This window comes from Kangiella japonica (assembly GCF_039523535.1).
Lineage (GTDB): Bacteria > Pseudomonadota > Gammaproteobacteria > Enterobacterales > Kangiellaceae > Kangiella > Kangiella japonica.
Genome location: NZ_BAAAFM010000008.1, coordinates 114172 through 127249 on the forward strand (window position 1 = coordinate 114172; position 13078 = coordinate 127249).

A 13078-nucleotide genomic window follows, 5' to 3' on the forward strand; every position below is an offset into this window, starting at 1 on the left:
CCCTGAATGTTCAAATGGATTTTTGGCTTAATGGTCGGCTGCTCTTCGCTCATGTTTTTGCCGACTCTACCATCTAAACTTGTTTTGTTTGGCTTATTAGCCATCTCGTTCGCCTTTCTCTATCTATTGAAAAGGGCTGACAAACCTTTATTGCAAGCTTTCTTACTACTATTCAGTGGCTTTATATTCGGTCTTGGCTGGTCATTAACTCACGCCTCATGGCGTCTATCAGCGCAAATCCCGGCGCCAGAAAATAATAGCGTGCACATTATAGAAGCAGTGATCGATTCATTACCAGCTATTTATCCTGAATACTGTCAGTTTCGCGCAAAAGTTAACCAATCTGACAGTAAGAAACTTCAAAATAAACAACTCCTACTTAAAGATTATTCTAGACAGTGCGCCTATCGATTAGGTGATAAGTGGTCTATGCAGGTAAAGCTGAAGCCTATTTATGGGCCTGTCAATCAGGGCGGTTTTGATTATGAGCGCTATATTTTTCAAAGCGGCTTGGACGGGAAAGGCTACATTAAAAGCTCCGAGTTTTTAGAACCCTCGTATCCTTACTCAATCAATCGGTTGCGGCAAACGCTTTTCGAGAAGCTTCAACCCTATACAAACTATGGGTTACTACAGGCATTAGTGATTGGTGAAAAGTCTGGAATACCTAATCAGGAAAAAGTGTTATTGCGGCAGTTAGGGCTAAGTCACCTTATTGCAATTTCTGGATTACATATTTCTATTATTGCGGGACTTGGTTTCTGGCTCGTCTATAAATTATTAGGCTTTATTGTGCGAGTCACACGCCTAAGCGTTATCGAGCCATACCGTTGTTCGCTTTTGATGAGTTGTGCGTTAGCTGCAATTTATTGCGCTTTAGCGGATTTTTCTTTACCCACAGTCAGAGCATTAATCATGTGGTGTTGCGTTGCATTGTTAGCAGTGAATCAGCGTCAAGGCGCATTACTTTCGGGGTTAAAACTAGCTCTATTCCTTATTCTGCTGGTTGATCCTTTAAGTGTCCTTTCGCCAGGCTTTTGGATGAGCTTTACCGCCGTGGCGGTAATTAGTTTTATGCTTGTTGGACGAGTAAAGCATCAAACTCAAGGCCTAAAGCGTTGGCAAGGAACTTTCTTCCAGCTGTTTAAATTACAGTTTGGTATAACGTTTGTTTTGATTTTACCCAGTCTATTGATATTTGGAGAAGCTAATTTATCGGGTTTGCTGGTTAACATTGTCGTGATTCCAGTGTTCAGTGTGTTGTTACTACCGGCCATTATTCTAGCAGTCATGCTCAGTCTTGTTAGTTTGGATTGGCTTCTACTCTTTATTGACGGCTTTATTACTCATACTCTCGAATGGGCCCATAATTCGCTTGAGCCCATGAGCAGCCTGTTATTACTCGATGGCTATTTTGAACCTTGGCTATTGATAAGCCTGTTTATTATCTTTTTATTGTTGCTGTTGCCCTTGGGACGACTAAGAATTCCGTTATTACCTTTAGCTTGTTTGTTAATGTTGCAAGGATTTATACCTAATTATCAAAAACAACCAAAGGCCATTGTGTTTGATGTCAGCCATGGCTTGGCGATTTTGCTAACGGATGGTCAGCACCATATTCTTTACGATACGGGATATGCCACGAGCGAGGGCAGTGCCTTTGAAAGTTACATTTATCCTAGCCTCAAAAAGCTCGGTGTTAATCACCTTGACGCTTTAATCCTGAGTCATAAAGATAACGACCACTCTGGGGGCGTAGCAAAAGTGGCAACTTTGATAGCGGTTAAGCAATTGATCGTTGGGCGTTGGGCGCAAAACACATGGGGCAGTGAAAATACTCAGGTTTGTGAGTCGGGGTTTGCTCAAGAGATCGGCGCTTTTCGTATTTCAGCTACATACCCAGACAGTTCCAATGAGGGCTCAAATAATGACTCATGCGTGATTATGGCTCAAAGTTCTGACCCAGCACTCGATTTCTCCCTCTTGCTCACCGGGGATATCGAAAAAGAGGCTGAGTATATACTGGCTGAAAGGTTAGGCAAGCAGCTACAATCCAGTATATTAATAGCGCCTCACCACGGCAGTAATAGCTCCTCGACTTATCCATTTTTAAAAATGGTTGATCCAAAACTCACCATATATTCAACCGAGCGCTACAGTCGATACAGACTGCCACACCACAAAGTGATTAAGCGTTACCATGACTTTGGGATAGCGCAAATACATACCGGCTGCTTAGGACAAATTACTATAGACCTCATCCACAATAGCTATATCTACGAGCGCCAAAATCAGCATATTTGGCGCAAGCAAAGTTGTACAATCGATAAACTATAAGACTTTAAATAGCAGGTTTAGCTCAGGGGAACACTGAACAATTAACGCTCAAATTAAAGCAAAGTAGGGGACTCGTTCACACTTGCTTGTAATCAAGGCTTGCTCTTATTTTAATGCTACTGCACAATAATTTGATTAAATCGATAATAACTGACTAATAAACAACTCTTTTTTGGCCTTTGTAAGGGCGCATAATAAGTATTTAAAAGCATTGAGGTATTGGGGAACATGGTAATTTCACTCTCAGCAACTGCGACACCATTATTGGCAACTTCGACGGGCACCTTGTTTGACTTATTCAAAGCGGGTGGCTGGACAATGATCCCGATTGCAATCTGTTCACTTATCGCCATGGGCATCATTGCGGAGCGCTTATGGGCTCTGAAGCGTGAACGAATTTTACCCAAGCATCTTGTTGCACAAGTTTGGTCATGGATTAAAAACGGGCGTTTTGATAAAAGTAAAATGCGCGACCTTAAAAATAGCTCTGAATTAGGCGAGGTTTTAACAGCAGGTTTGCTAAACCATCAATATGGTCGAGAGGCAATGAAAGCTAGTATAGACGAAGCGGGCAGGGCTGTTGTGGTACGCTTAGAGCGTTACCTTAATACCTTAGGTTCAATCGCACTAGTAGCGCCATTACTAGGGCTTTTAGGCACCGTTATCGGCATGATTAAGGTATTTACCGTCATGCGAGTCGAAGGTGTAGGAAATGCGGATGCATTAGCAGGCGGTATCTCTGAGGCGCTAGTGACTACAGCGGCAGGTATGGCTGTGGCGATTCCTGCGCTTGTTATGCACCGTCACTTTATCCGTCGCGTCGAGGAGTTAGTAACGGATATGGAGCAAGAAGCTTTGAAGATGGTGGATGTTTTACATGGCGAGCGTGAGATTTTCACGTCTACTGCAGCTGAATAAGATCACAAGAGCCTTTTCATTATGTGGTTAAAAAAGAAAAAAGAAGATGTCCAAATCAACCTCACGCCATTGATTGACGTTGTTTTCCTGTTGCTTATCTTTTTTATGGTTTCGACCAGTTTTAAAAAGGAAACTAAAGTTAGCATCGAGTTGCCTCAAGCCAATGGCGAACAGATGGAATCTCCAGCCGAGTCGATTGAAGTCGCAATATCCAAATCGGGAGACATATTTGTTAATGGCAATGGTCTCGTAAACCGAGAACTAAACACTATCATAGAAGCCATAAAACAATCGTCCACAGACAATCAAACACCTGTTATAATCAGCGCAGATGCGGCCGCACCCTATCAAGCTGTGATTACAGTGATGGATGCAGCGGGGCAGGCAGGGTTTAAAAACCTGACGCTACCGACGCTAAGGCCTGAAGCTGAAGACAACTAGTGTTTGAAATTATTAATGTCAGATAAACAATCAGAAAAAAATACAGCCATATATAAACGATTACTAGGGTACACCAAGCGCTACAAGTGGGTGTTCTTTATAGGGGTTCTGGCCAATATAGGCTTCGCTTTGATCGAAGCCTCTTTTGTAAACGCCATTCAATATCTTATAGATGACGGGCTCAAAGAGCGCGATAAATTCTTTTTATTAGTTCAGACACCTGTGTTTATCATCGGCGCGATCTTTCTACGCGGGATCTGTAATTTCGTTTCAACTTACTGTATGGGCTGGGTCGGGCGTAAAGTGGTTCAAGACTTCCGCGAAAGCCTCTACGAAAAATACATTCGCCAACCCGCGCAATTCTTTTCGCAAAAAGCACCAGGCAATTTATTGTCGACTATGACCTTTAACACTGAGCAAGTTGCAGTAGCTAGCTCTGATGCGATTACCTTATTAATTCGCACCGGCGGCACCATTTTATTCGTCATGGTTTATTTAACCTTAATAAGCTGGCGATTAACCCTGTTTTTATTTCTTGTCGTTCCAGTCATCGCTTGGATTATTAACGTCAGTGCTAAAAGGCTTAAAAAGGTCAGTGGTAATATCCAAAATGTGGTCGGCGACGTGACTAAAACGGCCGAAGAGACGATTAAAGGTAATCAGGTTATTAAGATTTTTGGCGGTGCAGAACGCGAGATTAACAACTTTAAGAACAAAGCAAACCGAAATCGCCAGCAGGATATGAAGCTTATCGCGACTAAAGGGATTGCCTCTCCTGTAATTCAAATTGTCGCAGGCTTTGGATTTGCCGCCATCATGTATTTTGGTAGTTTGGAGCTACTCGCAGGGCGTATGACCGATGGGGAGCTGATTACATTTATCACAATGATGGGCGTGATTCTAAAACCTATGCGTGATATCAGTAACGTTAATACCCACCTTCAGCGCGGTATCGCTGGCGCGCAAAGTGTTTTTGAGATTCTAGATCTTCCTGACGAGCCAGATAACGGTACTAAAGTTATCGAACGTGCCCAAGGTAAGATAGAGTTTAATAAAGTTGGTTTTGCTTATGAGTCTGATAAGGCCATCTTACACGATGTATCCTTTATAGCAGAGCCTGGACAAACCATTGCGCTTGTCGGTCGCTCTGGTAGTGGCAAAAGCACCATCGCCAGTTTAATTCAGCGTTTTTATAATCCCGACTCAGGAAAAATTTTAGTCGACGATATTGAAATTGATGAGCTGACTTTATCCTCATTAAGACAACAAATCGCCACTGTCTCGCAGAATGTAGTGCTCTTTAATAACACCATTCGTCACAATATTGCTTATGGACGATTAGAAGACGCAACTGACGAAGAAATTATTAAGGCGGCTAAAGATGCTTATGCGTGGGAGTTTATCGAGCAACTGCCACAACAGCTTGATACACAAGTTGGCGATAACGGTTTATTACTTTCTGGTGGCCAGCGTCAACGTCTAGCGATTGCTCGCGCGATGCTTAAAGATGCGCCAATTTTGATTTTGGACGAAGCGACTTCTGCGCTTGATACAGAGTCTGAGCGCCATATCCAAAAAGCGCTAGAAGCGTTAATGGTAGGGAGAACCACCATTGTCGTGGCGCATCGTTTATCGACTATTGAAAGTGCTGATAAGATATTAGTGGTCAACAAAGGGCGTATTGTCGAGGCAGGCTCGCACAAAGAATTGATGGCGCAAAACGGGGAATACACTCGCTTGCAGCAAATGCAGTTTAGCGAGTAGACATCATGGCCGTTTCAGCCACTCAGCAATTTTTCGAACGTCTTTGGTATCGTCCAACCGCCTGGTGGCTGTGGTTATTTTTGCCATTACAATTATTGCTCAGGCTTGTTGTGTTTACTCGTCGCAAGCTATACGCCTTAGGTCTATTTAAATCCACCCGACTAACAAAGCCTGTGGTTGTTATCGGTAACATCACAGTTGGCGGAACCGGTAAAACACCCTTAGCCATTTATATTTTAGAGTGGTTGCAGGCGGAAGGTCATAACCCAGGATTAGTCACACGCGGTTACGGTGGCTCTGCTACCAATTTCCCTCTAGTTTTAGGTGGGAAAAACAATCAAGATTCTCTAGAGCCTTCAGTTACTGGCGATGAACCTTTTCTTATTCATCAGCGCACCGGTGCGTTAGTCGCTGTCGATCCGGTCAGATCTCGAGGCGGTCAAAAGCTCATTGAGCTTGGTTGCGATATTATCATTTGTGATGATGGCTTACAGCATTACGCATTAGAACGTGATCTTGAGCTTGTGGTGATTGACGGCAAGCGTCAGTTAGGAAATGGTTGGTTAATGCCGATGGGACCACTTAGAGAGCCTAAGTCACGTCTTAAGTCTACAGATTTAGCGGTGATTAACGGCGATACCATGCGTCTGAAGCCAGGCAAGATAACTGCGTTAGGCCACGATAAAGAGTTGGTTAGCAAAAAGGTTAACGCTGTAGCGGCTATTGGAAATCCTCAGCGCTTTTTTGATACGCTAGAAAACTTAGGGTACAAGCCGTCACCAATGGCTTTTCCAGACCATCATCAATATACTCGTGACGACTTTGCTGCTTTAGATGGCCCAATTGTAATGACTGAGAAAGATGCTGTTAAATGTCAGCGGTTTGCTGATGATAGAATGTATTATTTGCCGGTAAGCACAGAGTTAGAAGCTGCTTTAGACTCTCTGTTAAAGCAGAAAATAACAGCCTTAATGGCGACGCAAGCTTAAAAAGTGAGAAGAACTATGGACCATAATTTGTTAGATATCTTAGTTTGCCCTTTGTGCAAGGGAGAACTACTGTACAAAAAAGATGATCAAGAATTAATTTGTCGCTTCGATAAATTGGCTTACCCCATCCGCGATGATATTCCTGTGATGTTAGAGGAAGAGGCGAGAAAGGTGGCTGCTGAGGAATTAGATTAATGACGGTAGCCGGTAAGACAGACTTTGTCGTAGTTATTCCTGCTAGGTATGCATCCACAAGACTGCCTGGTAAGCCTTTGGCGCTTATCGGCGATAAGCCTATGGTTCAGCACGTCTATGAAAGAGCCATGTTGTCAGGCGCAAAGCAAGTCATCGTTGCGACTGACGATCAGCGCGTCGTCGAAGCCGTTGAAGCTTTTAATGGCAAAGTTTGCATGACTCGCGATGATCATGTTTCGGGCAGCGATCGACTAGCGGAAGTTTGTACGATAGAAGGTATTGCGGAAAAGGACATCATCGTTAATGTGCAAGGCGATGAGCCGTTTATTTCATCAGAGAACATCAGCCAAGTTGCGAATAACCTAGCGCAGCATCAGGATTGCGTTATGTCGACTTTAAGCACCGATATAAATAGCGACGAAGAAGTGTTTAATCCCAATGTGGTTAAAGTGGTTGCGGCTGACGATGGCAAGGCTTTATATTTTTCACGCGCGCCGATTCCTTGGCAACGCGGGAGTTTCGAGAATAAAGAAGTAGAAATCACCAACTGTTGCCAAAGACATATTGGGATTTATGCTTACCGTGCAGGCTTTCTTCATAAATATGTTACTCTGAAACCTGCCAAAATAGAGCAGCTAGAGTCGCTAGAACAACTTCGTGTATTGGCTAATGGCTTCAATATTCATGTTGAAACAGCGCAGGAAGAACCTGGTCTTGGGGTTGATACTGAAGAAGATTTACAAGCGGCTAATACTTATTATCGCCAACACCAGCTCTAATTAAAGCTAAGTACAAAAGTATCATTAACTATCGAGGATCCTATGTATCAGTATTCCGTCTTATTTGTATGCTTAGGTAATATTTGCCGTTCACCAACGGCGGAAGGGGTTTTCCAACATAAAGTTAATGAAGCAAACCTCGGCGAACTCGTTAAAGTGGATTCAGCCGGAACCAGTTCTTTTCATGTCGGCGAGTCACCTGACGAACGCTCCGTGCAAGAAGCTAAGAAAGCGGGTTACGACTTGTCCTACATTCGTTCACGAAAAGCAGAAGCCAAAGATTTCGTAGATTTCGACTTGGTGCTCGCGATGGATCTTGAAAACTACCACAACTTATCTCTATTAAAAACAAATGGATATGAGAACAAGTTAAAGTTATTTATACGAGACTTTGCACCTGAACTGGGTATCGAGGAAGTGCCAGATCCCTATTATGGTGGCGCTAAGGGATTCGCAGACGTACTGAACATGATTGAAGTGGCGAGCGATAATCTTGTAGAGTTCGTTAAAAAAGAACTCAATAGAACATAATCAAGTGTCTGATACAGCACCCAGCAAAGCACATTTTATTTATGGCAATAGGCCGTTCGAACATAGCAATTAACAGAGTTCTTTTAGTATAATGCGCGCAGTTTATACGACTTATCTTTTAATCAACCTTAAGAATATAAAGCATGTTAACCACCATTGAACACGATTTAAGCCAACTATTTGGTCAAGCATTTGCAGACAACGACTTATCTTTCGATTTCGGCGCTACAGTGCGCTGTACTCGACCAGAGTTAGGCGACTTTCAGTGTAACGGTGCGATGGCGGCGGCTAAGCAGGGCGCTGGCAACCCTTTTGTTGCAGCGGAGAAGGTTGTTGCTTCGCTTGCTGATAACGACATTATCAAAAATATCGAAGTGGTTCGCCCTGGCTTTATCAATATCTTTGTCAATGAAGAGTATCTAGCCAATAAGCTGACTACTTTCAGTAAAGACAACACTTTCGGCAGTGCCGAAGACTTATCTAACACTAAGGTTATGATTGACTTTGGTGGGCCAAACGTTGCTAAATCGATGCACGTGGGTCACCTAAGAACAGCGATTATTGGTGATTCACTACAACGTATTTTCCGCTTTAAAGGCTACGAAGTTGTTTCCGATGCGCACCTAGGTGACTGGGGAACACAGATGGGTATGTTGATTGAAGGCTTAAAAAAGCGTCAACCAGATTTGCCTTATTTCGATGAAAATTTTGAGGGCGAATACCCGAAAGAGTCGCCAGTAACGATTCAGGATTTGGAAACCATATATCCAGAAGAGTCAGGACTCTGCAAAACTGATGAAGAAGCGGCTGAAAAAGCACGTCAAGCGACGTTAGAGCTGCAAAATGGTCGCCCAGGTTACCGTGCTTTGTGGAAACATTTCGTAGAAGTGTCAATCGCGACTTTGAAGCGTGACTATGGTGAGCTAGGTGTTACTTTTGATTTGTGGAAAGGTGAAAGTGATGCAGATCCTTTTATCCCTTTAGTCTTAAAAGAGCTTGAAGAGAAAAACATCTCTGTTAAAGATCAAGGCGCACTAATTGTGCCGATTACGGACGATGAGGGCGAGAAGGTCATGCCTCCGCTTATTCTACGTAAGTCAGACGGAGCTGTGATGTACGGGACTACTGATATCGCAACGCTATACGAGCGTATCCATGAAGACAAAGCCGATATTGTTTTATATGTGGTTGACGGTCGCCAGCAGCAACACTTCAAGCAGGTCTTCGCGACAGCAGATCTGATGGGCATGGACAAAGTTTGTACTTATGAGCACACCTATTTCGGCACCGTGAACGGTAAAGATGGTAAACCATTTAAAACTCGCTCTGGTGGCGTTATGAAGCTTCATGACTTAATCCAGATGGCTAAAGAAGAAGCTCGAAAAAAATTGGCTGAATCAAACTTTGGCGTCGATTTTGATGAAGCTGAAAAAGAAGAAATAGCCCATAAAGTCGCTATTTCAACGCTTAAGTTTGCCGACTTGAGAAACTTCCGTATTAAAGATTACATTTTCGACTTAGAGAAGTTCAGTGAGTTTGAAGGTAAAACTGGTCCTTACTTGTTGATGCAAGTTGCTCGTATTAAATCGATTCTGCGTAAAGCAAAAGAAATTGGTGCCGAGCCTGGTGAATTACTAGAAACCTCTGATAACGAAAGAGCTTTGACCTTTAAGTTACTGGAGTTTAACTCAGCTTTAAACAAAACTGTTGAAAAGCGGGCTCCACACTTTTTGTGTGAGCATTTATACAATCTTGCGCAAGAGTTTAGCTCTTTCTATCAGAAACAACACATACTCAAAGAAGCCGATACAGCGAAGCGGGCTAGCCTATTGAAACTTTCTTCAATCTGTCTAAATCAATTAGAAGTGGGCTTAGAGCTACTTGGCATTGAAACGCTTGAACGCATGTAAAGAATTATAAATATACCGAATGGATCTTTTGAAAAAAAATTGATGTTCGTTAAGATGGCTCTATCACGGAGCCATTTTTTTTGGATGAACATTATTATGAATAAAGAACTACTGAAAGAACGTGCTTATATTGACGGACAATGGGTGTCTGCTGATAAGACTTTTGATGTAGACAATCCTTTCGATAACGGAATTATAGCCTCGGTCGCTGACTGTAGCGTAGAGCAGGTCGAGCAGGCAATAGAGTCGGCTAACGCCGCCTTCAAAACTTGGTCGAAAAGCACTGCTAAAGACCGTTCAAATTTATTGCACAAGTGGTACTCGCTAATCACCGATAACGCTGATGATTTAGCTGAGTTATTAACCATTGAGCAAGGTAAGCCGCTAGCAGAAGCAAAAGGCGAGATTTTATATGGCGCTTCGTACATTAAATGGTTTGCCGAAGAAGCTCTTCGTGTAAATGGCGACCTGATTCCTTCGCCAGATGGTGAAAAGCAAATTGAGATTCACAAATACCCAGTTGGCGTCGTTGGAATTATTACACCATGGAATTTCCCACAAGCAATGATCGCTAGAAAAGTGGCCCCTGCGCTGGCTGCGGGTTGTACTGTTGTGATAAAACCGGCATCGGAAACACCGCTCTCTGCGTTAGCCATGGCTGAGCTTGCGGATCAAGCTGGTATCCCTAAAGGTGTCGTAAATGTAGTTCCTAGCACTTCATCAAGCGAAGTAGGGCAAGCCCTTACCTCAAGTCCACTGGTTCGAAAAATTTCGTTCACTGGTTCAACTCCTGTTGGTAAAAAGCTGATCGCCCAATCGGCCGAAAATGTGCAAAAAGTTACCATGGAACTTGGAGGTAACGCTCCTTTTATTGTTTTTGATGATGCCGATATCGATGCGGCTATATATGGCTTGATGGCGAGTAAATTTAGAAACTCTGGGCAAACCTGTGTTTGTGCTAACCGCGTTTTTGTTCACGAGAATCTTTATCAAGAGTACATCAAGCTTCTTGGAAATAAAGTTAACGAATTAAAACTGGGTAACGGCTTGTCTGAAGGCGTTAAAATTACCGCGCTGATTAATCAAAAGGGAATCGATAAAGTTTTAAGATTAATCCAACAGGCTACTGAGTCTGGTGCAGAAATCTTAGTTGGTGGCAGTCAAAGTAAAGAGTTTAAAAATATCATACAACCGACGATTCTCTCCAACGTCACTCAGGATATGGATATTGTTAGCGAAGAAATATTCGGCCCCGTTATCGCGCTAATCCCGTTCAGCGATGACGATGAAGTTATCGCAGCGGCTAATAACACAAGCGCAGGCCTTGCGTCTTACGCTTATACAGAAGACAGAAAGCGCATTAAGCGACTCGTTCGTGAGCTTGAATATGGCATGGTTGGGATCAATACAGGTATGCTTTCAAACGAAATGGCGCCTTTTGGTGGCGTCAAAGAATCAGGCATGGGGCGTGAAGGATCTAAATATGGAATCAGCGACTACTTAGACATTAAGTATGCCTGTGTGAATTAAGGTTTTGACCATTAGCTTAAACAATAAAAAAGCCCCGAAAGGGGCTTTTTTGGTTTATTTTAAAGGCTTACCTTTGTAATTGAGATTGTAAGCGGATCGTAATCCTAAGAATAAGCTTACGCACATCAATAGTAGTATCACGGTGAATGGCAGTCCAACCGTTACTGCTGCGGCTTGCAGGGCTCCAAGCGCTTCCTTACCACCTCCATATAACAGCACTGCTGCAATAACACCTTCCATTACAGCCCAAAATACTCTTTGAGTTACTGGTGCATCAATTTTACCGCCTGCCGTGATGCTGTCGATTACTAACGATCCAGAGTCAGAGGATGTGATGAAAAATACTAAGACTAAAACTATCGCTGCAACTGAAGTAATGTAACCAAATGGCAAGTTTTCAAGCATTTGGAAAAGGGCAAGAGACTCATCCGTTATGCCTTGCGCCAACTCACCAACACCTTGCTCAACCTGATCTAGGCCAGTTGTACCGAAAGTAGTCATCCACACGGCGCTTAAAAGTGTAGGAACAATCAGTACAGCGGCTACAAACTGTCTTACTGTTCGACCTTTAGACACGCGAGCAATAAACATACCGACAAATGGTGACCATGAAATCCACCAAGCCCAGTAGAATATCGTCCAACCACTATAGAATGTCTGATCTTCACGACCAATCCAGTTACTCAGAGGGATTATATTTTCCGCGTAAGTGAGTAATGTTGTACCAACTCCGTTCAAAATAGCTACGGTTGAGCCTGCTATGATCACGAAAATCATCAATAGTGCAGCGATCGACATATTGATATTACTCAATACTTTTACGCCACCCTCTAAGCCTCTAATGACGGAGAATAGGGCAACAACAGTTACACCAAATATAATCGCAAGCTGGGTTGTTATGTTGTTTGGGATATCCTCAAACAGGTAGTGAATACCACCAGCGGCTTGCTGCGCACCAAACCCGAGCGATGTCGCTAAACCGAAGATAGTCGCTAGAACAGCTATCGTATCAATCACATTACCAGTAAAGCCCCATACGCGGTCGCCAAAAATAGGGTAGAAGCTAGAGCGAATGGTGAGAGGCATATTACAATTATAAGCAAAGAAAGCTAATGATAAGCCGACCACAGCATAGATTGCCCATGGGTGAAGTCCCCAGTGGAACATTGTCGCTCCCATCGCCAACTCTTTTGCTTCAGGAGTTCCCGCTTCGACATTAAAAGGTGTTCCGAACCAGTTTGTGAAGTAACCAACTGGCTCTGCTACACTCCAGAACATCAAACCAATTCCCATACCAGCTGCAAATAACATGGCTAGCCAGGACAGTATGCTAAAGTCAGGTTTAGCCCTTTTGCCTCCTATACGAATTTTTCCGTAGGGTGAAAGCAGCAAAAATACACAAAATAAAACAAAAACGTTACCGCCGATCATGAACAGCCAGTCAAAATTACTGATCGACCAGTTTTTGGCCGCTTCATAATAATCGCTCGATTTTTCGGGGAATAGTAACGTTAATATGACAAAGAATATTACAAAGAATGATGAAGTGAAGAATACTGGGTTATGAAGATCCATCCCCAGCAACTCAACATTATTTTCGCCAACTTCATGGTCGGCATCATACTTTTCATGCAGTGGATTCTGTTTTTCGCTCGACTCTTTATCAGAGACGCTCATAAGTCCT

General features: G+C 43.1%; 11 protein-coding genes. 10 read left to right on the forward strand and 1 reads right to left on the reverse strand.

All coding sequences use genetic code 11. The annotated features are described in order from the left end of the window. Positions 1–6 precede the first annotated feature (6 nt). The 10 genes from ABD128_RS09735 (at position 7) to ABD128_RS09780 (ending at position 11394) form a co-directional block, all read left to right on the forward strand. A complete protein-coding gene (locus ABD128_RS09735) occupies positions 7–2337 on the forward strand; it encodes a DNA internalization-related competence protein ComEC/Rec2 (RefSeq protein ID WP_343989650.1) in 2331 nt (776 codons plus the stop codon). 228 nt (positions 2338–2565) lie between these two features. After that, positions 2566–3255: a MotA/TolQ/ExbB proton channel family protein gene (locus tag ABD128_RS09740; protein ID WP_343989652.1), complete on the forward strand. Its 690-nt coding sequence runs from the start codon at positions 2566–2568 to the stop codon at positions 3253–3255. Positions 3256–3276: 21 nt separating this feature from the next. After that, positions 3277–3696 (forward strand): ExbD/TolR family protein, encoded by a 420-nt coding sequence (locus ABD128_RS09745; protein WP_425545687.1) that lies wholly within the window; start codon positions 3277–3279, stop codon positions 3694–3696. A gap of 15 nt (positions 3697–3711) precedes the next feature. Next, a complete protein-coding gene (gene msbA, locus ABD128_RS09750; RefSeq protein ID WP_343989654.1) occupies positions 3712–5460 on the forward strand; it encodes a lipid A export permease/ATP-binding protein MsbA in 1749 nt (582 codons plus the stop codon). Positions 5461–5465: 5 nt separating this feature from the next. Beyond that, complete coding sequence (lpxK, locus tag ABD128_RS09755) at positions 5466–6449, forward strand: tetraacyldisaccharide 4'-kinase (protein ID WP_343989656.1); 984 nt, start codon at positions 5466–5468, stop codon at positions 6447–6449. 15 nt (positions 6450–6464) lie between these two features. Then, positions 6465–6644, forward strand: a complete 180-nt coding sequence (locus ABD128_RS09760) for a Trm112 family protein (RefSeq protein WP_343989658.1) — start codon at positions 6465–6467, stop codon at positions 6642–6644. Beyond that, positions 6644–7423 carry a 3-deoxy-manno-octulosonate cytidylyltransferase gene (gene kdsB, locus ABD128_RS09765; protein WP_343989660.1) on the forward strand — a complete coding sequence of 260 codons (780 nt, stop codon included), beginning with the start codon at positions 6644–6646 and terminating at the stop codon, positions 7421–7423. Before ABD128_RS09760 ends, kdsB begins: the two co-directional genes overlap by 1 nt. 42 nt (positions 7424–7465) lie before the next feature. Then, the gene (locus tag ABD128_RS09770) at positions 7466–7954 is read left to right on the forward strand and encodes a low molecular weight protein-tyrosine-phosphatase (protein WP_343989662.1); all 489 of its coding nucleotides are present in this window, start codon (positions 7466–7468) and stop codon (positions 7952–7954) included. A 143-nt stretch (positions 7955–8097) separates the two neighbouring features. Beyond that, complete coding sequence (gene argS / locus ABD128_RS09775) at positions 8098–9864, forward strand: arginine--tRNA ligase (RefSeq protein ID WP_343989664.1); 1767 nt, start codon at positions 8098–8100, stop codon at positions 9862–9864. 96 nt (positions 9865–9960) lie between these two features. Then, positions 9961–11394 carry an NAD-dependent succinate-semialdehyde dehydrogenase gene (locus ABD128_RS09780; protein WP_343989666.1) on the forward strand — a complete coding sequence of 478 codons (1434 nt, stop codon included), beginning with the start codon at positions 9961–9963 and terminating at the stop codon, positions 11392–11394. Positions 11395–11448: 54 nt separating this feature from the next. Here the strand turns inward: ABD128_RS09780 and ABD128_RS09785 are convergent, their stop codons facing one another. Beyond that, complete coding sequence (locus ABD128_RS09785; RefSeq protein ID WP_343989667.1) at positions 11449–13071, reverse strand: BCCT family transporter; 1623 nt, start codon at positions 13069–13071, stop codon at positions 11449–11451. Positions 13072–13078 lie beyond the last annotated feature (7 nt).